The 24,478-nt window shown below is 40.4% G+C and carries 24 protein-coding genes; 9 read left to right on the top strand and 15 right to left on the bottom strand.

What is annotated here, in order from left to right; genetic code table 11:
• Positions 1-74: 74 nt before the first annotated feature.
• Positions 75-1,703 (bottom strand): ABC-F family ATP-binding cassette domain-containing protein, encoded by a 1,629-nt coding sequence (locus OXT66_RS02410; protein WP_268595493.1) that lies wholly within the window; start codon positions 1,701-1,703, stop codon positions 75-77.
• A 196-nt stretch (positions 1,704-1,899) separates the two neighbouring features.
• Positions 1,900-2,559, bottom strand: coding sequence for a histidine phosphatase family protein (locus tag OXT66_RS02405; RefSeq protein ID WP_268595492.1), 660 nt, complete (start codon positions 2,557-2,559; stop codon positions 1,900-1,902).
• A 148-nt stretch (positions 2,560-2,707) separates the two neighbouring features.
• On the opposite strand from OXT66_RS02405, the gene OXT66_RS02400 reads away from it, so the two are divergent.
• Positions 2,708-3,358: an MIP/aquaporin family protein gene (locus OXT66_RS02400; RefSeq protein ID WP_056978808.1), complete on the top strand. Its 651-nt coding sequence runs from the start codon at positions 2,708-2,710 to the stop codon at positions 3,356-3,358.
• Positions 3,359-3,400: 42 nt separating this feature from the next.
• On the opposite strand, the gene OXT66_RS02395 is transcribed toward OXT66_RS02400, so the two are convergent.
• From OXT66_RS02395 to OXT66_RS02385, 3 genes are all read right to left on the bottom strand, one after another.
• A complete protein-coding gene (locus tag OXT66_RS02395) occupies positions 3,401-4,039 on the bottom strand; it encodes an NAD(P)H-binding protein (RefSeq protein WP_056978809.1) in 639 nt (212 codons plus the stop codon).
• Between the two features lie 174 nt (positions 4,040-4,213).
• The gene (gene gnd / locus OXT66_RS02390; protein ID WP_268595491.1) at positions 4,214-5,116 is read right to left on the bottom strand and encodes a phosphogluconate dehydrogenase (NAD(+)-dependent, decarboxylating); all 903 of its coding nucleotides are present in this window, start codon (positions 5,114-5,116) and stop codon (positions 4,214-4,216) included.
• Between the two features lie 213 nt (positions 5,117-5,329).
• Positions 5,330-7,915 (bottom strand): YfhO family protein, encoded by a 2,586-nt coding sequence (locus OXT66_RS02385; protein WP_268595490.1) that lies wholly within the window; start codon positions 7,913-7,915, stop codon positions 5,330-5,332.
• A gap of 157 nt (positions 7,916-8,072) precedes the next feature.
• Here OXT66_RS02385 and OXT66_RS02380 point away from each other — a divergent pair, with 157 nt between their 5' ends.
• The 3 genes from OXT66_RS02380 to OXT66_RS02370 all read left to right on the top strand — a co-directional run bounded on the left by OXT66_RS02380 (position 8,073) and on the right by OXT66_RS02370 (position 10,296).
• Positions 8,073-8,699 carry a DedA family protein gene (locus OXT66_RS02380; protein WP_268595489.1) on the top strand — a complete coding sequence of 209 codons (627 nt, stop codon included), beginning with the start codon at positions 8,073-8,075 and terminating at the stop codon, positions 8,697-8,699.
• A 177-nt stretch (positions 8,700-8,876) separates the two neighbouring features.
• A complete protein-coding gene (locus tag OXT66_RS02375) occupies positions 8,877-9,779 on the top strand; it encodes a GH25 family lysozyme (protein WP_268595488.1) in 903 nt (300 codons plus the stop codon).
• Between the two features lie 73 nt (positions 9,780-9,852).
• Entirely contained in the window at positions 9,853-10,296 is a 444-nt protein-coding gene (locus tag OXT66_RS02370) for an NlpC/P60 family protein (protein ID WP_268595487.1), read from the top strand.
• A gap of 301 nt (positions 10,297-10,597) precedes the next feature.
• Here the strand turns inward: OXT66_RS02370 and OXT66_RS02365 are convergent, their stop codons facing one another.
• The 3 genes from OXT66_RS02365 to OXT66_RS02355 form a co-directional block, all read right to left on the bottom strand.
• The gene (locus tag OXT66_RS02365; protein WP_268595486.1) at positions 10,598-11,053 is read right to left on the bottom strand and encodes a hypothetical protein; all 456 of its coding nucleotides are present in this window, start codon (positions 11,051-11,053) and stop codon (positions 10,598-10,600) included.
• On the bottom strand, positions 11,050-11,487 hold the full coding sequence (locus OXT66_RS02360) for a hypothetical protein (RefSeq protein WP_268595485.1): 438 nt from the start codon (positions 11,485-11,487) through the stop codon (positions 11,050-11,052). The genes OXT66_RS02365 and OXT66_RS02360 overlap by 4 nt, the downstream gene beginning before the upstream one ends.
• A gap of 81 nt (positions 11,488-11,568) precedes the next feature.
• Complete coding sequence (locus tag OXT66_RS02355; RefSeq protein ID WP_268595484.1) at positions 11,569-12,579, bottom strand: lipoate--protein ligase; 1,011 nt, start codon at positions 12,577-12,579, stop codon at positions 11,569-11,571.
• Between the two features lie 158 nt (positions 12,580-12,737).
• On the opposite strand from OXT66_RS02355, the gene OXT66_RS02350 reads away from it, so the two are divergent.
• Both OXT66_RS02350 and OXT66_RS02345 read left to right on the top strand, forming a co-directional pair.
• The gene (locus OXT66_RS02350) at positions 12,738-13,190 is read left to right on the top strand and encodes a universal stress protein (protein ID WP_268595483.1); all 453 of its coding nucleotides are present in this window, start codon (positions 12,738-12,740) and stop codon (positions 13,188-13,190) included.
• Between the two features lie 65 nt (positions 13,191-13,255).
• Complete coding sequence (locus tag OXT66_RS02345) at positions 13,256-14,146, top strand: RluA family pseudouridine synthase (RefSeq protein ID WP_268595482.1); 891 nt, start codon at positions 13,256-13,258, stop codon at positions 14,144-14,146.
• Between the two features lie 57 nt (positions 14,147-14,203).
• Here the strand turns inward: OXT66_RS02345 and OXT66_RS02340 are convergent, their stop codons facing one another.
• Both OXT66_RS02340 and OXT66_RS02335 read right to left on the bottom strand, forming a co-directional pair.
• Positions 14,204-16,606, bottom strand: a complete 2,403-nt coding sequence (locus OXT66_RS02340; RefSeq protein ID WP_268595481.1) for a phosphoketolase — start codon at positions 16,604-16,606, stop codon at positions 14,204-14,206.
• Positions 16,607-16,904: 298 nt separating this feature from the next.
• Positions 16,905-17,636, bottom strand: coding sequence for a GntR family transcriptional regulator (locus OXT66_RS02335; RefSeq protein ID WP_054671261.1), 732 nt, complete (start codon positions 17,634-17,636; stop codon positions 16,905-16,907).
• Between the two features lie 154 nt (positions 17,637-17,790).
• Here OXT66_RS02335 and OXT66_RS02330 point away from each other — a divergent pair, with 154 nt between their 5' ends.
• The 3 genes from OXT66_RS02330 (at position 17,791) to OXT66_RS02320 (ending at position 19,644) form a co-directional block, all read left to right on the top strand.
• Complete coding sequence (locus OXT66_RS02330; protein ID WP_268595480.1) at positions 17,791-18,294, top strand: aminoacyl-tRNA deacylase; 504 nt, start codon at positions 17,791-17,793, stop codon at positions 18,292-18,294.
• A 38-nt stretch (positions 18,295-18,332) separates the two neighbouring features.
• Complete coding sequence (locus tag OXT66_RS02325) at positions 18,333-19,058, top strand: hypothetical protein (RefSeq protein WP_268595479.1); 726 nt, start codon at positions 18,333-18,335, stop codon at positions 19,056-19,058.
• A gap of 76 nt (positions 19,059-19,134) precedes the next feature.
• Entirely contained in the window at positions 19,135-19,644 is a 510-nt protein-coding gene (locus OXT66_RS02320; protein ID WP_268595478.1) for a DUF1097 domain-containing protein, read from the top strand.
• Between the two features lie 31 nt (positions 19,645-19,675).
• On the opposite strand, the gene sufB is transcribed toward OXT66_RS02320, so the two are convergent.
• From sufB to sufC, 5 genes are read right to left on the bottom strand one after another with little or no spacing between them, the layout of a single operon-like run.
• Complete coding sequence (gene sufB / locus OXT66_RS02315) at positions 19,676-21,082, bottom strand: Fe-S cluster assembly protein SufB (protein ID WP_268595477.1); 1,407 nt, start codon at positions 21,080-21,082, stop codon at positions 19,676-19,678.
• Positions 21,075-21,518, bottom strand: a complete 444-nt coding sequence (gene sufU / locus OXT66_RS02310) for a Fe-S cluster assembly sulfur transfer protein SufU (RefSeq protein ID WP_268595476.1) — start codon at positions 21,516-21,518, stop codon at positions 21,075-21,077. Before sufU ends, sufB begins: the two co-directional genes overlap by 8 nt.
• The gene (locus tag OXT66_RS02305; protein WP_268595475.1) at positions 21,515-22,690 is read right to left on the bottom strand and encodes an aminotransferase class V-fold PLP-dependent enzyme; all 1,176 of its coding nucleotides are present in this window, start codon (positions 22,688-22,690) and stop codon (positions 21,515-21,517) included. Before OXT66_RS02305 ends, sufU begins: the two co-directional genes overlap by 4 nt.
• Positions 22,687-23,727: a SufD family Fe-S cluster assembly protein gene (locus OXT66_RS02300; protein ID WP_268595474.1), complete on the bottom strand. Its 1,041-nt coding sequence runs from the start codon at positions 23,725-23,727 to the stop codon at positions 22,687-22,689. Before OXT66_RS02300 ends, OXT66_RS02305 begins: the two co-directional genes overlap by 4 nt.
• Positions 23,724-24,476, bottom strand: coding sequence for a Fe-S cluster assembly ATPase SufC (sufC, locus tag OXT66_RS02295; RefSeq protein ID WP_268595473.1), 753 nt, complete (start codon positions 24,474-24,476; stop codon positions 23,724-23,726). The genes OXT66_RS02300 and sufC overlap by 4 nt, the downstream gene beginning before the upstream one ends.
• Positions 24,477-24,478: the final 2 nt, after the last annotated feature.

Genomic DNA, 24,478 nt, shown 5'->3' with positions numbered 1-24,478 from the left:
AAAAAACAGCTAATAATGACCGCAATGGTCAAATTATTAGCTGCTTTTTTAATCCGGATTGAATTTATAATTTATTATTCGCCGTACAATCCTTCTAACTGCTTCTTCACTTCTGGATGGGCAATAAACTCATCGTAAGTAGTTTCACGTCGGTCAATAATTCCGTTCGCGGAAACTTCGATGATGTGATCAGCAATTGTTTGAATAAATTCGTGATCATGAGACGTAAAGATCAAAGAACCTGGGAAACCAACTAACGCTTCGTTTAACGCCGTAATGGATTCCAAATCCAAATGGTTGGTTGGATCATCCAAGAGTAATACGTTGTTTTTTTGCAACATTAACTTAGATAACATCACCCGGACTTTTTCCCCACCAGATAAGACGTCCACGTGCTTGTTAACATCGTCCCCGGAGAAGAGCATCCGGCCTAAGAAACCACGTAAGAAGGCATCATCATCGTTACCTTTTTCAGCAAATTGACGTAGCCAATCCAAAATACGGACGTCGTTACCATCGAATTCTGAAGTGAAGTCTCTAGGTAAATAGCCTTGAGACGTCGTTTGGCCCCAAGTAACGGTTCCCGTATCGGGTTCCATAGTGCCGGCAATAATTTGCATCAAGACGGTAGTAGCCAAATCAGAACGGCTAACCAAGGCGGTCTTGTCGCCAGGGCGCAAAGTAAAGGTAACGTTATCTAAAATCTTTACTCCGTCGATAGTTTTACTAATGTTATCCACCCGGAGCAAATCGTTTCCGACCGGCCGGTTTTGTTCAAACTTAATGAATGGGTATTTTCTAGATGAAGGCTTAATGTCATCCAACGAAATTTTGTCTAATTGTTTCTTTCGCGAAGTAGCCTGCTTAGATTTAGAAGCGTTGGCACTAAATCTAGCAATAAATTCTTGTAATTCTTTAATTTGATCAGCTTTTTTAGCGTTAGCATCGGCCCTTAATTTAGCCGCTAACTGGCTAGATTGAAGCCAGAAATCGTAATTACCGACGTACATTTGAATTTTACCAAAATCCACGTCACACATCATGGTACAAACCGCATTTAAGAAGTGGCGGTCATGAGAAACAATGATGGTGATCTTAGGATAGTCAGCCAAGAAGTCTTCTAACCATTGAATGGTGTAGACATCTAGCCCGTTGGTTGGTTCGTCCAAAAGCAAGATATCAGGTTCACCGAACAAGGCTCGGGCTAGCAAAACTTTCACCTTTTGGCCTTCGTTTAATTCACTCATCATTTCATTATGCAGATCTTCAGCAATTCCGACAGATTGCAATAATGATGAAGCATCTGCTTCGGCATTCCAACCGTCCATTTCAGCAAATTCAGCTTCTAAGTCTGCAGCTCTTAACCCATCAGCTTCACTAAAATCAGCCTTAGCATATAAGGCGTCTTTTTCAGTCATGATGTCAAATAATTTTTGGTTACCTTGGATTACGGTCTGCATCACAGTTTGATCTTCAAAACCGTAGTGATCTTGACTTAAGCTAGACATCCGTTCGTTTTTATCTACTGAAATGGTTCCGGTAGTGGGTTGCAGTTGGCCCTGTAATAATTTTAAGAACGTAGACTTACCAGCCCCGTTAGCCCCGATAATTCCATAACAATTACCCGGAGTAAATTTTAAATTAACGTCTTCATAAAGTTTCTTGCCCGAAAACTGCAGGCTCATGTCAGTTACTGTAATCATGTTTCGTTTTCTTCCTTTCGGCTGGTTCAACAATGAGTTGCAACCATCTAACCACTATTTCAGTATTAATAACAAAGTGCAATTTCGACTTTAATTCATCGGAATTGCACTTTTTTTCGAGTCGAAATTAACTATTCAAACTCGTCATTTGCATTCTTATCAAGATACCATAATTATCGCTTTCTCTCAACCAGGGTTAAACTTCCCCCAAGTTGTTGAAGTACTCTACTTGAATATCATCATCAGTAATAATTAACTTAGTCACACTCCCATTGGCAGTAGCTTGACCGATATCCAATTTAGGTGCATAGCGGTCAACAATCGAACGAATCGTCATCCCATGAGACACGATTAATATCGTATCGCCATCATTAGTATTACGCCGAATCTTGTCAAAACCATAATCTAATCGTTCCCAAAACATTGCGTTATTTTCCGCTTGGTTGTATAGATCTGCTCGTTGAATTAGATCCCGGGCCCGTTCGAGACCAAAATTATTCAAAACTCCGGCTTCAGTAGTCGTTTCTACTTGCGCTCCCACAAATTGCCACATTTGACTTAAGTCGCTGCCTTCAAAATAACCATGGAACTGTTCGCGCAATTCTGGGTACTGATAACGCACAATATCACTGTTGTGGGGGTTAGCCTTTAAAATTAATCGCGCCGTATCAATAGCCCTCCCGGAGTCACTAGAAAACGCCGCATTAAAATTAATTTGAGCTAGCCGCTGTCCTGCATTTTTAGCATCTTGTTGGCCTTTATCGGTTAGTGGTGAATCAATCCATCCTTGAACCTTATTATAAAGATTCAAATAGGTTTGACCATGGCGAACTAAATATGCTGTAACTGTCTTCATGTCATCATCCCACTTTCTTGACGTTCTTAAGTTTAGTATAACGTATCCGCTGTCTTTCGCCCACCATTAGAACTCCAATCCTTAGTATGGTAAAATAGATAGGCAATCTTTATACTAATTATTATAAATTTGATGGAGGTAATTTAAGATGCAAAAATACGTTGCTGAATTTATCGGTACGTTTATGTTAGTTTTTGCTGGTACCGGTGCGGTAGTCTTAGCCAAAGGCGATCCGTTAACTATTGGACTAGCTTTTGGTTTAGCAATTACCATTATGGCTTACGCATTTGGTAATGTTTCCGGCGGTAACTTTAATCCCGCAGTTTCATTGGCTATGTTAATCAACAACCGGTTAAGCTTAACGGAATTTGTTGGTTACGTAATTTCCCAATTTCTAGGGGCAATTGCTGCTTCTGCTATTATTAAAACCCTAGTGGGCGATTTAGGTTTAGCTACTAATCAACTTGGACAAACTGATTTTCCTAAAATCAGTGCCGGCACTGCCTTTTGGGTGGAAGTTTTAATCACTTTCATCTTCATCCTAGTTATTTTAATGGTCACTAGTGATCGCTTAGGCAATGCTAACTTGGCTCCATTAGCAATTGGTTTAGCTCTAGCATTCTTGATTATCGTTGCTTTGAACTTAACCGGTGGTTCATTGAACCCTGCTAGAAGTTTCGGTCCTGCCTTAATGGCTGGCGGTTCAGCACTTAGCCACTACTGGGTTTACTTGTTAGCCCCATTAGTTGGTGGTGCGCTAGCAGCTTTTGTTGGCCGTTGGTTCGGTAGTGAAGCTTAATTAAAATCAACAAAAAAAGACGCCCGCAGGCGTCTTTTTTGTTTACATAAAGGCCGGTTTATCACCGTCAGTATTGGGTTTATTCACTCCGATAGAAGCTCGTTCATATTTTTGTGGATTTTGGACAATAGCCGTTACCACAGCGGCAATTGACTTGCGAGAAACTTCAGTCCCCTTAAAGGCTTCGGTGCGACCCGTTACTTCATAATCTACCTCATCCTTATCAGTTAGCCATGCAGGCCGAATAATCGTGTAGTCGAGGTCAGAATCTTCAAATACTTTAGCAGCTTCAGCATAGTGAGTTAAATAATCACCTAGGGTTTCATTATTCCACTTACCAAAGTTACCGGGAACTTCGTCATAGATTCCTAGTGTGGAAATCCAAACAATTCGTTTAACCCCAACGGTCCGCATAGTTTGCTCAATTAATTTAGCCATCTCAATAACGTCACCCGCTAAATTAGCGTAAACAATGTCGACACCTTGCATTGCGTCAGTAAGGGTGGCTTGATCCAAGACGTCACCAACGATAATGTTAGCTCGTTTTTGCTGTTCAGAAGTTAAATTCAGCTTGTTAGGATTGCGGAGCATCAGAGTTAAGTTAACCCCTTCGTCAAGTAACATTGGTTCAGCCTGTTGAGCAATTCGTCCGGTTGCACCTAAAACTAAAACATTTGTCATCTTAATCCCTCCTTGAATAATTTCATGGTAGCATCACAACTTACTAATTACAAGTTAATATAGCAAATTACTTATTTTTTTATAGTTAACGGGCTGTTATTGGTTGATCACTATTAAACAATCTCCACAAAAAAAAGCATTCCGTTACGGAATGCTTTTCATTAACCATTTAAATTATTTCTTCATGTCCATTGCGTGACCACCGAAGCCGTTACGTAAAGCAGAAACAACTTTACCAGTAAAGCTATCGTCAGTCATTGAAGCGTAACGTTCGTACAATGAAGCAGTGATTACTGGAGTAGCAACGTTTTCTTTAAGGGCTTCTTGAACAGTCCACTTACCTTCACCAGATGAGTGCATAACACCAGCAATGGATGAAAGTTTGTCGTCCTTAGCAAAAGCTTCTTCAGCTAATTCCATCAACCAACCACGAACAACTGAACCGTGGTTCCAAACTTTAGCAACTGCTTCGTTATTGTAATCAAATTGACTGTTTTCCAAAACGTCAAATCCTTCACCAATGGCACCCATCATACCGTATTCGATACCGTTGTGAACCATCTTCAAGAAGTGACCTGAACCAACTTTACCAGTGTAAAGGTAACCGTCTTTTTCTGCAATTCCTTCATACAATGGTTTCAAGTGTTCGAATTTTTCAGCACTTGGGCCACCGATCATGAAGTTACCGGCGTTCAAAGCACCGTTCATCCCACCAGAAGTACCACAATCGAAGAAGTTGATTCCTTCTTCAGCGGCTAACTTACCATGACGGATTGAGTCTTCATAAAATGAATTACCACCATCAATAAGGTAATCGCCTTCTGAAAGCAAACTAACCATGTCGCTAACGGTTGAATCAGTTGGGGCCCCAGCAGGAACCATGATCCAAACAGTGCGAGGACCATCTAATTTGCTAACCAAGTCAGCGTTACTAGTTGCGCCAGTTGCACCAGCAGCAACAGCTAATTCAACACTTTCAGGGTTAAGGTCAAATGCTACTACTTCGTTACCGTTTCTAATCATGTTCTTAACAAGGTTAAGGCCCATTTTACCGAGACCGATCATACCAATTTGCATTTCGTATACCTCTTTCATCTACTTTTTCTGAGTTCCTATCACGGTTTTAATTATATGATTCGGACTAATTTTTCGCAAGAGAAAAACGAAAATTTTTTTCAAAAATGACAATTTATAAAATTTAATCATTTTACAAATCCTATTTTAAAGCGTTTTCTTCACTGGCATTAAAACAAAAAGACAACCTAATCAGTCGTCTTTTGTAAAAAATTTTCACTTTTTAAAACGTTGCCAAACTACCGTTCCCAGCATCATTAAAGCGCTCATTATGGATACTAAGATCCCTGCTTTTAATCCTTCTACTTGGTAATTAAATTGCAAGCGGTGCTGTCCCGGGGTTAATTCAACTCCCAAAAGCCCATCTGCAACCTTCACGGTAGGTACTTGTTTACCATCTGATTTAATTTGCCAACCATCGTTGTAGGGAAGACTAACCAGTAAAATTGGTTTATCTTTATCAACGGTTATTGTCCCTGCGAAATGACTACCATTATTAGTTAATCGTTCAGCATTTTTAACGTTCAGACTGTGACGATTTAGTTCTTGATAAACTTTATTGAATCGAGGCTGATCAAAACTAGCCACCATTTGAGATAACTCATAAATTGGTTGTTTAGAATCAATTTTAATATCAGTCAGTTGCCCCTTTTTAGCTCGATTAATCTTAATCACCTGGGTACCTAATCCTCGTAGTCTTGGATCTACTACCTGGTTATTGATTTTCACCTCGGTTTCAGCCAATCTAACTTGAGGAACATACAGATACTGTTGGCCATCTAGCTGTGCTTTAACAATCAAATGGTATTGAAACCGATCATGATAAGTTGTCTGCCGGATCTTAATATCTTGAGCTAACACAAACGGATTTTCCGATCGTCCCGTTTCCGCATTAATCAGCATATTCAAATTGTAAAATGGTTGGTTAGCACTAAAGTGAACATCTTTAATCTGTCGATTAGTCATAAATCCTAAGCCACTGGTTTGGTGATCAACAATAATTTCACTGTGCTTACCATCTACTACTACATCGTACTTAAGTCCCAACAATTGACGCGTAATTGGGGTCGCTCCCATGGAACCAATGCGGCGAACGTTACGACTATCAAATCCTAAACTGTTTAATACATGCCAAGTATTAGAATTAAGTGTCGAACTATACGAGTTAATTCCGCGATACCCAAAAATTAAGGAGTCATTATAGCCGTTATAATCCACCGGAAAAGATTTCCGTAAATCCAAATTATAAACGTTACTCCGGTAAAACTGTTTGTCCTTTAACTTACTGAATTGTTTTTCAGATCGTTTAAACGCCTGGGAATACTGTTTAGTTTGTACTAATGGCATGGCTTTGTTAGCTTCCCAAAAGTTAAAGCCCATTTCAACACTTACTAAGAGCAAAATTAAATACTGTGCTAGCTGATAATGATTTTTACCAGTCCCAATCACCAATACGGTGGTTAATAAAAATGCCGCCGCAAAAATAATATTCCAATTACTTACCAAATATTGATAAGTAAGTAATTGATTTAAGTCTTGCTGATTAGCCGTAAAGTTTGCCACCGCATAACCAATCAATATAAGGACCATAATTAATACGGCCGTTTTAATCACGGTTTGTTTTTCAGCAAACATCCCCTTTAAATAGCCTTCATAGGTCAGCATAATGACTGCAAAACTAAAAAGGTAAACCATTCTAAACGGAAAGCCAGCTGGTTGTTGCAACATATGCCAAATAGTATTAAAGGTTTCAATTCCCATTCCCAACAAAACCGCTAATAATAACCAGCCAGCAGCTCGCTTGTTTTGTTTGGTAATTTGAGCAGATCGAAAATAAACAACGGCTCCAATTAAAAAGAACGAACCAGAAAAAATACTAGGTCCATGAAGTAAACGGCCATCAAAATTAGAGGCCCCCACGCCTAAATTCACTAAGGAACTAGGCCCAAACGCTGGCAATGGCATAAAACTCCACCAAGAAAAGACTCCTTTTCCCGTTGATAGCATGGCCAAAACCGTTGGTAATAACATAAAACCACTTAGTAACCCGGCCATTAATGAAAACCAGATAAACCGGAAAATAGTTGGTCGTATTACTGATACATATTTAGACCAGCGCGTATCTTGAGGACGTTGCTTCATTAGTAAATAAACAAAATAAATCACCGCAAAGACACAGATTATGTACCCCATATAGTAATTCACAATAATGGTAAGTGCTAAGGCAAAAGTATATAACCAACTTTTTTGGCGTTGAACTAATTGTTCCAATCCATAAATAACAATTGGCAAAGTAATCAAAGCATCTAGCCACATCAAATCATAAAAATACATGGCTACAAAGCTACAAAAACCATAAGCGATTCCGCCAGCTACCCCTACTAAACTAGTAGATTGATATTTCCGTTGTAAAAACCAACTCATCGAAACGCTACTTAATATGATTTTCAAACTAATAATTAAATTAATGGCTAATGGCAACTGGGCCTTAGCAAAAAAGACAATTATTAAATTAAACGGACTCATTAAATAATAAGTGTAAATTGGTAACATTCCATCCCCAATAGAAACCAAAAACGAATAGCTACTTATGGAATGCTGCAACAATTGTTCTCTTAAATACGCAAAAAAAGGCAGGTATTGAGTCGCTAAATCACTAATCAGCAAACTTTTACCGCCAAAGGGGGCAATCTGCAAAACACCAAATATAATTGCTAATAAAATTAACGGGACTAATATCGCCCACAAATAATAGTTTAATTTAGTCCGTGGTTTAGTACCGGACGACTTTGAATTAACCATTTTTTACTCCACTCTTTCGAAATTTATCACCGCTAACATTGTACCGTACCCCACATTTAAAGTCAGTCAATGTGGAGCCTTTTGTCGTGATATTGGTTCTTTCTTAATACATTATGCTAAAATAAAAAATAACCTACTCAATCGGAGGCCGTTATTCATGAATCCGGAATCCATTTACGTAACGTTTAAAAACATTTCAACATTGTTAGATAGTTCTATCAAAGCCGCAATAACCGTTGGCGGTTGGCACAGCTACACTGTCTTTTTTCTGATTATCTTTTTAGGGTGTGCTTTTATTTTCTTAGCCTGGCTGCCCAGTGATGTTTTAATTTTCTTATGCGGCACCATGGCTAGTACCGGTCGTTTAAATATTTTCCTAGTCATCATCGTCGGAAGTCTGGCAGCATTTTCTGGTAACCAACTGAAATATTTTTTGGCCAGCCATGATAAACGAGCCGCTAAAAAAATGAATAATTCTAAAACTGAAAATTACTTTAATCGCGATCAAAAAGAAGCGGTAATTAGTGGTAACCTTATTCCGGCCGTGGGAAACTTAATTCCCATGTTAGCTGGCTACAATAAGATGAACTATCACGAATTCACCAAGGATAACGCTAAGGGGGCTTTTCTTTGGCTGACTTTATTTGCCTTATTAGGGTTTGCTTCCACTGCCATTCCAATTGTTGCCCATAATATGGTTCTTTCATCATTAGTTATTAGTTTAGCAGTTGGTCTATTGTACCGATTTGCAGTTCAAATTATTACTTCTCATAAAAATAACTAAATAACAATTTATTTTTTCACAAGTATTAGGTTGCTTAAAGCCCTATTTAACGGCAAGCAGCCTTTTTTTGTTACCTAATTGTCACATATCTTAATATACTTGCAAAGTTTCTGAGAAGTTGTAGTAGCATTGAATCCCTATAATGGCATTTGTACATTCAAGGGAGGATTTACTTTCATGAAAAAAACGACTAAAAAAATCATGGGCGCCGCACTGGGTTTACTAGCAGCCTTTACTGTTAGTTCCACAGCGTTGGCCAGCCAAACTAAAATCGCAGATGTATCTCAATATCAAGGTACTATCAATTGGAAGAAAGCTTCCAAAGAAATTCAATTAGCAATTATTCGGGTGCAACATGGTAACACCGGAGATGCTGATTTCAGAATTGACACTCAAAAAGACATTAACGCTAACGGCGCTTACAAAAATGGAGTTCCATTTGGTCAATATGATTACACTGAATTTAGTAGTGTAGCTGATGCCAAAAAGGAAGCTAAAGACTTCTACAAACGGACTAACAGTCATGCTAAGTTCTTCGTATTAGACAACGAACACCGTAAAGGTAAGGGTAGCGAACAATCATATGTTAACGCCTGGTATTCAACCATGCGTAAGTTAACCAAAAAACCATTGATTTACTACACTTACGAAAGCTTCGTTAACCAATACAAGATTAACTTCTCTAAGTTTGATGGCTCCTGGATTGCCAACTACTCCAACAAACCTTCAACTGTAAAGGCCGACTTATGGCAATATACTTCTAAGGGTCGCATTGGCGGAATCACTGCTAACACAGTTGACCTCAGCAAAGCCCTTAACTCATCAGTAGTTAAGTCTTGGTACACTACTAATACCAAAGCTAGTTACTACAAGAGCGTTCCTGCTAGCAAAACCATTAAAACTACCCACAGCATTAACGAATACAAAACTGCTAATTTAACTGGTAAATTGGCGGCCGTTAAAGCCGGTAAAACCCTAAAGGTTACTAAAATTGCTAGATCCAGTCACGGTGCTTATCGCTTCCAATTAAGTAATGGTCGCTATATCAGTGCTAACAAAGAATTTCTTACTGCTCAATAAAAAAACGAAAACAACATTTTAAGGAGAGTTTATTATCAAAACCAACAGTCTTTCATTCTTACTCAAACCACTTATGATTTTTGCATTCGCCCTTAGCTTCTTTGGCGCAATGAACTTAAACCAAACTGCCAGCGCTAGCGATAACAAGGAATACTCAGCCGTCTACCAAACAGCTAAACAGCAACTTGGCAAGCCATACGTTTATGGTGCCGTTGGTCCTAGCTACTTCGATTGTTCAGGATTCACTAAATACGTTTACAAAAAATCAATCAAAAAGACCCTACCTAGAACTGCTCAAGCTCAATATAACGGAACTAAAAAAGTTTCTAAGAATAACGTTAAAAAGGGTGATCTAGTATACTTTGGTTACAGCAAACGTAGCATTAGTCACGTTGGTATGTACATTGGTAACGGTAGAATGATCGATGCTCAAAACCGGGGAGTTATTACTGAACGAGTTTACTCACCATGGTGGCACGTAGTTGGTTTTTCACGCCCTGTAACTAACTTAAAATAATATAACGTTAAATCCTTAGGGAGTTAACAACAAAAAATAGCGATGCTGATGAGCATCGCTATTTTTTAGTACCTATAACAAATAAAAAAGGCGCGCCAATTGGCACGCCTTTTTGCGGCATTCAATTAAGAATGGATTAGTGAAGTTCCACAACATCAGCTAATCAGACACCTACAATACGGTAGATATGTGTCCCGCTCGAAAAATCACTTAAATCGCTTGCGCGAACAACCGAAGTTGCGTGATAGCTCGACTCATCGCATAAAAGCATTATAACACATTTACAATCATCTTAAAACTACTAATCTTCAAAAGTGTTATCTTCCACCGCATCAATTTTAGCTTGAACCCAGTCGTTCATTTCGGTTTCGTACTTTGCTAAATGATCATGAAATTCATCGGCGTTCGTAACCACATCAATTCGTAGTCCCGATTGGTTAACTTTTTCACCTACCGCTACCAAATAAACGTTAACGCCCGCTTCTTCTTCATCACTCATGAATTTTTCAATTCGGGCTGGTTCGTCTAACGGTAAATTCACAACGTTAGTTTCTACTCTGATAGCTAGGGCCTCTCCAACTACTAATTGAGCACCACCTAGCTGATTCTTGCCAATTTGGTCGCTAACAAAATCATAAAGAGGTTGCATAGTTTTAGCAACGTCTTTTTTTAATTTAGCCATCGTTGTTTCAAAAACTTTGACGGTGATTTTTTCATTATTAATTTGATCAATTAAAGCTGCGATATTTTGTTTCATTTTTGATTACCTCGTTGTTGAGCCGTCACCTGTTCAATGCGGTGATTAATATAAAGTCTGCGGAGCTTCAAAACTTGCATAAACCAGTTCACACTGAGCACAATTCCAAAAGCCGCTACTAGTCCAATTAGGACTCTAACGGTTAGCATTCCCGTAGCCCCACTAATCATCGTAATAAATACTCCGACCAAACCAATACCATAAATTGCCACTACAGCTGACATTAAATAATAACCTAAGCGCAACCGCAAAGCAGCTAAAATGATAGTAACCGCATATAATCCAATAGCCGTCACGAAAGTTTGTAAAAATTCTCCTTGAGGAACTGCTTTAACTAATTTAACCGCTGGAATTAACGTTAATGCCATAACTCCCAAATACATAATTAAGGTTACAATGGCCAAACTAATTACTCGTTTGCTTTGCTCTTGCATCTTATCCTCCAAAATAAAAAGATAAATTCTAGGTTAGAATTTATCTTAAGGTTATTAATTATCTTAACGTATTTTCTTAGTTTAGAAAAGCATAGAGAGAAAGTCATCTTCTGAAATACCAGCAAAGTATTGATTCAAGTCAACATCTGCTAAAGCTTCCGCTACACTTTGGCGATCAAATCGGACCCCTTTGAGTTTGTCGGCTAGTTCAGTAGCGTCTTTAGGGCCAAAGTAATCACCGAAAAAGACCACGTTTTGAATTTTACCGTCATCAATTTGTAAACGGGCATCAATCGTTCCGTTGGTAAAGTGTTGGCGTTTTTTCACTGAAAATTCTGGTGAGTTACCGTAAACCCAATCCCAATTGTTGTAAAGGTCATCAAAAATCTTATCAATAGCAGCATTATCTTCATCTGTTAGCTGGTATTCCTTATCAGCAATTTCTTGAAGGTCGTTCACGTGGAATAATTCCTTCAATAAAATATCTCGAAATTCTGGGGTGGTAATGTTTTGATACTCACCACTAAGGTATGGCTTTAAGTTGGTCACCCGTGACCGGACGGACTTAATTCCTTTGGACTTAATTTTGTCTTCAGGAACGGTTAGAGCTTTGCCTACTACAGACAAATCAACGTCCAACATCAAAGTGCCATGGGAGAAAGTCTTGCCGTGTTTGGTGTACATGGCATTACCAGAGAACTTCTTGCCATCGATTAAAATATCGTTACGGCCACTAACTTCTGCAGACGTTGCGCCCATATCATGTAAAGCGTCCACAATTGGTTGGACAAATGACTTAAAGTCACCAAATTCCTTACTATCACTATCCACCACAAAACTAAAGCACAAGTTGCCTAAGTCTTGATATACAGCTCCCCCACCTGATAAGCGGCGGGTAACTACAATGTTATTTTCATCCACATACTGCTTGTTAATTTCTTCAAGCGTATTTTGGTTGCGCCCTACAATAATACAAGGTCCTTCGATGTAGAACAGAAGCAATGGCTCGTCAAAGTTCTTCTCATTCATTAAGTAAGTTTCCGTAGCTAGGTTTCGACGGATATCATTAGATTTCATTGAAACGTAATACATTGACAGGACTCCCTTTATTTTTGATGAGTTTATCATAGCACTTTTTGTAAGCGATAACAATCTTTCATAAAAGACATTTTTAAGCGCTCAGGGATTACATCCTGGACAAGGAATGGTAGAATTAAGGAGAAAAGAAAGTATAGGTTGAGGTGATAATTATGAATCAACAATACAAAAATGTCTTAGTTCCAGTAGATGGTTCCAAAGCAACTGAACATTTGCTTAAACGAGCTATCGAAGTCGCCAAAGAAAACAACGCCCATTTGGATATTTTGAATGTTTTAGAAGTTAACCAAACCTATGGCGGAGCGGTCAGCGGTGACGTAGTTTTTAAGTTAACTGAAAACACCGAAGAACAGTTGCATAAGATGGAACAAACTGCTCGTGATGCAGGCCTTGATGACGTGGACATCCACATTCGGTTTGGCAATCCTAAACCAATCATTGCCAACGAATTTCCCGTAGATCATAATACCGATGTCATCGTGATCGCCTCCACCGGTCTGAGTGCCGTTGAACGAATTATCATGGGCTCTGTTACTAGCTTTGTGTCCAGAAACGCTAAATGTGACGTTTTAATCGTTAAATTACCTAAAGATGCCAAAAAGTAATTATAATTACCAGGGATTCGGTTACTTGTAGCCGCGTCTCTTTTTTTATTTAAGGGAGAAATATAATGACCAAATGGTTGTTTCACCGCCAACTAGATTCTGCAGTGACCGCTCAAAGCCTTCGCACCTTATTATCCGATGAATGGTTATTGCCTAAATACTTAATCCGGCAACTACGGATCGATCAGCGGGTGTTAGTTAATCATCAATATCATCCCGTCAACACAATTGTCCACGCTGGCGACCAAATCCAGTTAGAGTTTGTTACCTCTGATTTTACCCACCTGCCCCACCCCATTACCGTTGATCCTGCCGGAACCGTTGAAGTAGTGTATGAAGACCACGACCTCTTAATTGTAAATAAGCACCGTGGCGAAAAAACTCACCCTAACCAACCAGGAGAATTAGGCAGCACCCTTAACTTTGCTGCCAATTATTTGGCAAGTAAAGGTGAAGCGCCGTACATGGTTCACCGCCTGGACATGGAAACTAGTGGAGCTCTAATCATCGCTAAAAACCCCGTAGCCGTCCCTATTTTAAACCGCCAAATTAGTAATAAAATTATTAAGCGGACCTATTTAACTTGGGTTCATGGAACTGGATTGCCTAAATCTGGCACAATTGATCTACCTATTGGCCGTGATCCGGAAGATAAACGAAAACGGAAGGTGAACGGAATCAACACTCAATCTGCTCTAACTCATTATCAAGTACTAAAAGAACAAGCTGGAAATTCCTTATTGCAAGTTAACCTAAAAACCGGTCGGACTCACCAAATCCGAGTGCATTTGGCAGCTAGTGGCCATTCTTTAATCGGCGATCCCCTTTACAGTAACGATAATATTGAACAACCAATGCTGTTACATTCCTGGCAGGTGGTCTTCCCACTGCTATTCAGTCATCAATGGCAAACTGTAATGGCCCCCGTTCCAAAAGGTTTCGAGCCATCAAGTTAACCACAAAAAAAGCCAACCGCAAATGCGGTTGGCTTTTTAGCTTAATAAGTAATCAAATTACTTGTTAAGTGGTTCCCACTTCCAGTTTACAACTTCTGGTAAGTCGGTACCTTCTTCACGGATGTAGGCATTGTGCTTAGCAACCATGTTGTTCATTTCGTGAATGAAGCTCATTCCCTTAACGCTGTATTCTGGAGTGTTATTAACAACATCGGCAGCAACGTGGAAACGATCCATTTCGTTAAGAACTCGCATATCAAATGGAGTAGTAATATCACCTTGTTCACGGTAACCATGAACGTGTAGGTTATGGTTGTGACGATCGAAGAAGATTGACTTGATCATGTCTTCGAAACCGTGGTAAAGGAAGAATACTGGTGCATCAGTTGTAAACAAAGTATCAAATTCTTCGTCAGTCAAACCACGAGGGTCAACATCTGGACGACGTAATTTAAGAATGTCAACAACGTTGATGTAACGAATCTTCATTTCTGGGAAGTTCTTGTTCAAGATTGAAATAGCAGCAAGGGCTTCCAAGTTAGGTTCTGAACCAGCAGCAGCGATAACAACATCAGGTTTTTGACCTTGATCAGTAGATGCCCAATCAATGTAGCCAAGACCATTGTTTACCAAGTTAGTTGCTTCTTCAATTGAGTACCATTGTGGACGTGGGTGCTTTGAAGTAACGATCAAGTTGATAGTTTCGCGAAGTTGGAATGCAGTGTTACCAACAGCTAACAAGGTGTTAGCATCAGCTGGTAAGTATTCGCGGATAAGTTCAGGTTTCTTTTCAGCCATGTGAGTAAGCATACCTGGATCTTGGTGAGTGTAACCATTGTGATCTTGTTGGAATACAGTTGAAGTGTTAACAAAGTTCAATGATGGGTAATCATGACGCCATGATTGTTCTGAAGCTTTACGTAACCACTTCATGTGTTGAGTCAACATTGAGTCAACTACTCGTCCGAAGGCTTCGTAAGTTGAGAAGAAGCCGTGACGACCAGTCAAGACATAACCTTCCAACCAACCTTCAGCTTGATGTTCTGAAAGTTGTGAATCGATTAATTGACCTGAGTGAGCAACATCTTCGTCATAAGGAAGGTTGATATCTTCCATCCATTGACGAGGAGTAGCAGCAAGCAAGCCATAAAGACGGTTTGACTTAGTTTCATCAGGACCAAATGAACGGAATGAATCTGGGTTCATCTTAGTAACAGCGCCTAACCATTCTGACCAAACGATCATATCTGATTTTTCTTCGGCACCGTGTTCCTTAATGTCAACAGCAAATTCCTTGTAATCAGGAAGTTTTAATGGTTCTGGGTGGATACCACCGTTAGTGATTGGGTTCATAGCCATCCGTTGGTCACCCTTAGGAGTGGTGTCAGCAATTTCTTGCTTCAATGAACCGTCTTCGTTGAATAATTCTTCTGGCTTGTATGACTTCATCCATTCAACAAATTGATCTGCATCTTGCATATCATTAGCTGAAAGGTTCAATGGAACTTGGTGAGCACGGAATGAGCCTTCGATAGGATCACCATTATCATCAAGAACAGGACCAGTCCAACCCTTAGGTGAACGAACGATGATCATTGGCCATACAGGAAGAGTTGCAGTTTCTGCAGTTTCGTTTTCACGAGCATTCGTTTGAATAGCTTTGATTTCTTCGATAACAGTATCCATAGTCTTAGCCATCTTTTCGTGCATTGGCATATGGTTGTTCCAGTTATCAAGACCATCACCAGTTTCAACGAAGTATGGCTTCCAGCCCATACCTTCGAAGTACTTAGTAAGTTCTTCGTCACTCATTCGTGAAAGAATAGTTGGGTTAGAAATCTTGAAACCATTCAAGTTAAGGATAGGCAATACAGCACCATCTTTAACTGGGTTAATAAATTTGTCTGAGAACCATGAAGCAGCTAATGGACCTGATTCAGCTTCCCCATCACCAACTTCAACAGCGGCAATAACGTCTGGGTTATCAAAGATAGCACCAGTACCATGAGAAATTGAGTAACCAAGTTCGCCACCTTCATGCATTGAACCTGGAGTTTCAGGAGCAGCATGAGAAGCAATTCCGCCTGGGAATGAGAATTGTTTGAATAACTTAGCCATACCTTCTTCATCTTGAGTGATGTTAGGGTAAATTTCAGTGTATGAACCGTCAAGGTATGAGTTAGATACCATAACTTGTCCACCGTGACCAGAACCTTCAATATAGAACATGTTCAAATCATACTTCTTAATAGCACGGTTTAAATGTGCGTAAATGAAAGTTTGAGATGCAATAGTTCCCCAGTGTCCAATAGGCTTAACCTTAACGTCTTCTGGTTTAAGCGCGGTCTTCAACAATGGGTTGTTACGTAAGAACAATTGACCAACTGATACGTAGTTAGCAGCGTTCCAGTACTTGTCAACAAGTTCTAAATATTCTTTTGAATCGTAATCTGCCATCAATTAACACTCCTTCATAAATGTCCAAATTTAAAGTTACAAGAATGTTCGTAAAACTCAAATGTCCTTTGAATATTTTACAACCCCTATCTTAATCGTTTTTTGATAAAAGTCAACCTTTTTATAAATTGATACGGTCCAATTATCCAAAGTTGTAAAATACTCACTGAACACCCCAATTATGGACTGTTTCGCCATATTAGTCCACCAATTGATCTGCAGTTTACAGGAGAAAAATTAAACTGAAATTAAAAAAATAAATTTAATTCAACAAAAAAATCCATCAAATTTGATGGATTTTTTAGCCGTTTTCGTCTAAGTTGACAAACGTATTGTAATTTAAGTATTTATAATGCAAGCGCATATTGGAAACTTCAAACGGAGTTCCGTCGTCTAAGAAGAAAATACCTTCCATAATACCGACTGGTTCCACTGGTTTCAAATTCAATAGCTCTTGATCTTCTGGTGTTGAAGGTGCTGCCGCAATCGTCATGAACGATTTAGTAACCGTTTTACCAGTTGAACCTTCCAAAAAGTTAAAAATAGAACCCTCAACAGTTTCCACTGATAATCCTGGTGCTACCTTGATAGGAATATACCCTAATTCAATCATAAACGGTTGGTCGTCAAAGGACCGTAATCGTTTAATTTCATAAACAAAATCTCCTGGATTCAAGAAGAGTTCGGTCTGCAGTTCTTCATTTGCCGGAATTACCCGAAATTCTAGTAACTTGATACTAGGGATTTTGCCGTCACTCTTAAAACTGTCAGTAACCCCTAGGTTAGAGCCTTCATATTGAAATATAGTTTGGTTTTTTTGGTACAACGGATTAATAAACGTTCCCGATCCTCGTTTTTTAAAAATGATGCCTTGGTTAGCCATAATATTTAAGGCTCGCTTAACCGTGCTGCGACTAACATCGTATTCCACCATCAAACTCCGTTCATCTGGCAGTTTTTGGGTCGGAAATTCATCATTTTGAATTCGTTGTTTCAAATCGGCCAAGATTTTTCGATAAACTAAATCAGCCATGATTGCTCCTATTCTTTTCCATTCGTTGACACTATCACTAGAATAGTATACCAGAAGTAACCCGGAATACCACCAAAAAAAACAATCCTCCCTTTCCTAAACGGAATTCAATAACTATAATAAGTAGATAACAAAACGACTAGGAGGACTTGGCATGTCTAAAAAAAAGGATAAAAAAATCCATAAAACTTTAGTAGAACAAATTCTAGATAAAAATAAAATTAATTATCAACAAATTATTTTCCCTACCTATCAAAAAAACGATGTTGCTCAGTTAGACGTTTCACATACCGGCTACGATGAAGGTCACATCTATAAAACTTTGGTCTTAACCGGCAAAACAACCGGCCCCGTAGTCGGTGTGGTGCCTATCAACACTCATTTGGACGAAAAGAAATTAGCCAAGGCATCCGGCAACAAAAAGGTATCTATGGTGCCCTTAAAGGAGCTCTTAAAAACCACCGGCTACGAACACGGTGCTAACACTCCAATCGGAATTTGGGAAAAATACCAATACCCCATTTACATCGATACCCGGGCCGAAGAACAGGGTGAAATCATCGTTTCTTCCGGCCAAATTGGACGGTCAGTTCAACTCAACGCTACTGATATGAAAACCTTGGTTCACGGTACCTTCACTGACTTAGAGGAGGAATAGCTATTAACCTTACCTTACTTGGACACAATGCAATAATAGTGGCTTTGAATCTGGTTATCATCCCACTAGCCTTTACGGGGGCGTTATCATGGTTAAATCGTCAGACCAAAAAAATACTGGTCACTTACTACGGTCCTAATAGTCAGGTCTGGTTGGGTGGCTTAGGTATCATGATTCATGAAACTAGTCATTTAATTGCGGCCCTTATTTTTAGCCATCGAATTGATGCCGTTAAGTTACTTCAGTTTCCTTCCGCCGACCAGCAAACTTTAGGTTACGTCCGCCACTCTTGGAACCAGCAAAGTAAATACCAACAGCTCGGTAATTTTTTCATCGGTTTAGCACCGGTGGTAGGCTGCTCATTGGTATTAGCTGGATTGGGCTTTTGGTTAGTTCCTAACTTAATGTACACCTTGATGGCTTGGGGGATAAACTTAAGTAGTGGCCAATTGGCGGCCAGCCCTGATCTAAGAATCGACAAATGGTGGCACATCTTATTATTCATTATTTTAGCCACCAACATTAGCTGGGGCGGCTTTGATTTGAGCCCCGCCGATTTGCAAAATACCAGTACCGGAGCTTGGCTTTGGGGTGTCGTTTTAGTAGTTGGCACTTTAACACTAACCTTAGTTAGCCCGCACGGAACTTGGTTAAGTGGTTTGAAATATTTAGGTTGGAGTTGGGCAATTTTGTTAGGCTTTGCCCTACTTTTATCCCTCTTCCTACAATTAATTTTAAGAATCGTAATTCGTTTTACTAAATAAGATTGACGAACCAATTCGCTTAATAATATACTGATAACCTCGCACCAAACGAATTATGAAAATGAGGTTATGAGTGATGAAAATTCCTAAAGTAGTTTGGATCGACGCCATCGGGGTGGGACTATTTACTACGGTGTACTGTTTAATTATGAGTGGGTTTAACTTATGGATGGGTTCCGCTGCTTTTATCACAGTTTCGTATTTTTTTGGAGCCGGCTTTCCCAAGGACAAAACTGGTAATATCTTGCTAAGCTTTGCCTTAGGAATTTTGTGGGGGCTATTAGCTCATTGGTTGCTGCTCAATGCCTGGTTAGCTCAGGTATGTCCATCTGCAATTATGTTTGGCATCTTAACGTTTATTGTCTTATTTTTGCAAGGTACTATTTTGCCCTTTACCATCGTACCGGCTTGGTTGATCGCTTGGGGAACCACCATGCTAATCATTTCCAACCTGACCATTCACAATTGGCTCCTGTTTAGCCTGCAATTATTTGCTTCCATGGTTTTAGGAATTGTGGTGGTTGGCTTTGCATCGGATTATTTCAAACGCTGGCTGCTAAATAAATCTACTAACAAAAAAGGATAATCGCCCTAGCTAAGGGTGGTTATCCTTTTTATTATCCAATACTGCCATCCATTTGATATTTAATCAGCCGGTCTAGTTCCACGGCGTATTCCATGGGAAGTTGCTTTGTGAACGGCTCTAAAAAGCCCATCACAATTAATTGGGCGGCACTTTTTTCGTCTAATCCCCGACTCTGTAAATAATAAAGTTGCTCCGCCGAAATTTTAGACACGTGGGCTTCATGTTCAATCGTTCCGTCGTTGACATCGATATCATTAACCGGAAACGTGTCACTAGCACTTTGATCATCTAGCAAAATCGTATCACATTCCACGTGAGATTTAGCATGGTGCGCCTCTTTGGTAAATTTAATCAACCCCCGATAATCAGCTCGTCCCCCACCATGGCAAATTGCCTTGGAAACGATGCTACTACTAGTATTAGGAGCCAAATGAATCATTTTAGCACCGGTATCTTGGTGCATTGAATTTCCGGCGGCTGCAATCGATAACATCAACCCGGTCGCGTGTTCTCCCACCAAATAAACACTGGGGTATTTCATGGTGACCTTAGAACCTAAATTACCGTCAATCCACTCCATCGTAGCCCCGGCTTCAGCTTGAGCGCGTTTGGTTTCTAAACTGTAAACGTTAGTGGACCAATTTTGAATGGTAGTATATCGGCAATACCCTCCTGGCTTTACAAATACTTCCACTACCGCAGCGTGCAAACTATCTTCGGAATAATTGGGCGCCGTGCATCCCTCAACGTAGTTTACACTCGCCCCCGCTTCCACAATAATTAACGTTCGTTCAAACTGACCAGTCCGACCAGCATTGATGCGAAAATAACTTTGAATGGGAATATCAGCGTGAACGTTAGCAGGAACATACAAGAAAGTACCGCCCGACCACACAGCTGTATTTAATGCCGCAAACTTATTATCGGTTGCCGCAATTAGTTGGCCAAAGTACTGCCGCACCAGTTCTGGATGTCGTTGAAGCGCCGTATCGGTATCCATAAATAAAATTCCCTGTTCCGCCAATTCCCGTTTTAAATTACTATAAACCGCTTCTGATTCATATTGCGCTCCCGAGCCCGCCAAATATTTACGTTCGGCTTCTGGCACCCCGATCCGTTCAAAGGTTTCCTTGATCTCATCCGGTACATCTTCCCAATCACGGGCAACGTGATCAGTAGCCCGCTGAAAATATTGAATCTGATCCAGGTTTAAATTAGATAAATCCGGGCCGTATTTAGGCATCGGCATTTGTAAATAGAGTTGGTACGCCTGTAGTCGTAAGTCTAACATCCATTGCGGTTCTTGCTTAACTGCCGAAATAGTTCTAATAGTTGCTTCATTAATCCCAGCCCCCGTAGAAAAAACCGGAGTAGTATCAGCCGTAGGTCCCCGTTCATCGGTTAAATTTTGATCGTTTAGTTGTGATTGATCAGTCATTTTCGGACCTCCCTTCTTGGATGCCAGTTTGCAGCGCATGCCAAGCTAAAGTCCCGCAACGCACCCGCGTAGGAAAATTATTCAACGTTGCAAACGCCACTAGGTCTCCTAAGCCCTCGGTTGCGGTTGGTTGAGCCAGCACCAGTTTTTGAAAAGCGGTCCATACATCGGCAATCTCCATTACTGTTTTACCTTGCAATAGGCTCACCATCATACTGGCCGAAGCTTTGCTGATAATACAACCGTCCCCGGTAAAACTAATTTCAGCTAGCCGCTGACCATCTCCATCCCATTTACCGTAAACGGTCAAATCATCTCCACAATCGGGATTTTTTAAATGGCATTTAAAATCATAGTCAACTAATTCACTGAAGCCAACCGGATAATTAGCGTGGGTTAAAATAATTTTTTGGTAGAGTTGTTCAATCTCATTCATAATAATAAGCCCTCCACTTGATCTAAAGCGGCTAAAAAGAGTTCCACCTCGGCGCTAGTGGTAGCCGCAGAAATACTGGCACGTACCACACTATCCGTTTGCAAAGCTTGCATTAACGGGGCCGCACACATTTGTCCGGCGCGCACCGCTACGTTGGTAGCGTCTAAAATCGTGGCTACATCGTGGGCGTGAATCTGTTTAAAATTAAAACTTACTGCCCCGTGGTGGTCACCAGCCACTTGCGAGCCATAAATTTGAATCGGAAAATGAGACTGCAGGCCCACCATTAACTGGCGCATTAACTTTTGTTCGTGAGCTTGAATAGTAGTAAAACCTAAGCGTTGCAAATAGTTAATCGCCGCGCCCAATCCTAGTACTCCGGCAATATTGGGGGTCCCTGCTTCTAATCTTAACGGTAAAGGCTGCCAAGTAGCGCCCTGTTGGGTCACCTCTTGAATCATCTCCCCACCAAACTGAACCGGTTGTAGTTGTTCTAATAAGGATTGCCGGCCGTATAACACCCCAATGCCAGTCGGGCCAAACATTTTGTGACCAGAAAAAGCTAAAAAGTCAACTCCTAACGACTGGACATCAATGGGTAAATGTCCTGCAGCCTGAGCAGCGTCAGCCACTAAAATACCACCATGTTGGTGGACCAATTCAGCCACCGGGGCTAACTCTAATTTAGTCCCTAAAACGTTGGAAACCAGGGTTAATGCCACAATTTTAGTATGATCTGTCAGCTGCTGTCTCAATTGCTTAATATCAATTTGGCCGTCAACGGTAACGTTTAAATACTTCAATTGCGCACCAGTTTGCTGAGCTACTTGCTGCCAGGGGACCAGGTTAGAATGATGCTCCATTAAACTCACCATGATTTCATCTCCGGGCTGTAATACTTGCCGGGCGTATCCAGCTGCCACCATGTTTAAACTATCGGTGGTCCCACTGGTAAAGACGATCTCTGCTGAATTAGTCGCATGAATAAAATTTTTAACTTGTTCCCTAGCCGCTTCGTATTGACTAGTCACCTGGTGCGCTAAACCATACATCCCACGGTGAACGTTTACTTTTTGAAACTGGTAATAATTAGTCACGGTCGTTAACACTTCATCAGGCATCGGGGTGGTAGCCGCATTGTCTAAGTAAGCTACTGGTTGATAATTGGTCATTTAACAACTCCCCCTTCTAATACTGGTTGCATAAAAGTGTTAATTAAAATTTGTTCAGCTAAGAATAGCGGTAATCCCCGACTTTGCAAATAGTATAATTGTTCTTCATCGTACTGCCCAATACTAGCAGCGTGGCCAGCTTGCACGTCATTTTCATCAATTAATAACATCGGATTGGCACTTCCTAGCACCTCTGGACCAGCAGTTAATAGCCGATTTTCTTGGTCCGCATTGGCTCCGTGAGCACCGTGTTTAATTTGGCCTACACTGGTGAAGTTCATCTTAGCGTTATCAAATAACACCCCGCGCATTTTAATTCGACTAAAAGTGTGAGGCGCAAAATGTTGAATTTGGGTCTGTAAATTAAATTGATCATCTTGACGAGCTAAACTACCAGCATAAAAGTAACCACTGGCCCCGGGCTGCGCTAATTTAATTTTTAAATTGCCTAGTAACTTTCCCCGTAACTTAGGAATAACCGTCCAACTACACCTAGCAGATTGTTGCACCGTTAACTCCCCTAACAGTAAATGACTGCCCGGTTGTTTCGTTCTTAGTTCAGTTTGATAATCCAATTGACCAGCCACTTCACCAGCAAATACGATGCTACTTTGTGGTGCTTTAGCAGCGAAGTGAAAGGTAGTAGTGAGATTTAGTCGACTATTCGCACCTATGTTGAGTAAGACGATCAATGGTGTAGCGGCTGAGTCGACATTAATTTTAAGCTGGAGGGGCTCGTTAAGTTCTACGTTATCCGGCAAAGTAATCGCTAGTCCCTGCCAATCTTTAGCTAATTGATCGGCTACGAACTGATCTGGTTGGGTAGTCAACCTCGCTAATTGTTCTCTCTGCCAATCCGTTAGGTTCTGACGCCGGATTTGCTTGATAGTTCCGCCCAACTGCGTAAATTTCGTCAAATTGGTTTCAGTCACATTCCAGTCCCAGCATAACGGCTCGGTCACTGCCCAAATAAAATCAGCGGGATCATACTTAAAGCCCATCATTCGGGGGTAATTTTTCAGCGTTGAATTTTTCAATGATTGTCACCAACTCCTGCCAATTGAGAGTAGCCGGTCGCTTCTAATTGGGTAGCTAATTCCGGACCACCAGTGGCTACGATCTGACCATTCATCATGATGTGGACTACGTCCGGCACTACATAATTTAATAATCGTTGGTAATGGGTCACCATCAACGCGCTGAAATTAGCACCGCGCATTGCATTGATTCCCTTAGCCACAATTTTGAGAGCATCAATATCTAGCCCGGAATCAATTTCATCCAAAATAGCTAAACTAGGCTTTAACATCATTAACTGCAGAATTTCATTACGCTTTTTCTCCCCACCAGAAAAATCGGCGTTGAGTCCCCGTTCAGCAACTTGTGGATCAATTTCTAAGAACTCCATGGTTTGTTTAAGCTTCTGTAAAAAGGGCAATACTGGTACTGCTTGGCCGTTATTTTGAGCGTTCAACGCCGCATGAATAAAATCAGCATTAGAAATTCCGGCAACCTCCATAGGATATTGCATCGCTAAAAAAACACCACGTTGGGCCCGTTCATCCACCGTTAATTGGGTAATATCTTCCCCATTAAAAATTAATTTACCAGCAGTAATTTCATAACGCGGATTGCCCATAATGGTCTCTGACAGCGTCGATTTACCGGTACCGTTCGGTCCCATTAGGGCGTGAATTTCTCCAGAATTAATTTGGAGATTCACTCCCGTTAAAATCTCTTTCCCAGCAACTGCGACGTGTAAATCATCAATGATTAAACTACTCATCT

The organism is Lentilactobacillus senioris (assembly GCF_026798195.1).
Taxonomy (GTDB): domain Bacteria; phylum Bacillota; class Bacilli; order Lactobacillales; family Lactobacillaceae; genus Lentilactobacillus; species Lentilactobacillus senioris_A.
This window is presented reverse-complemented; position numbering and strand designations above follow the sequence as displayed.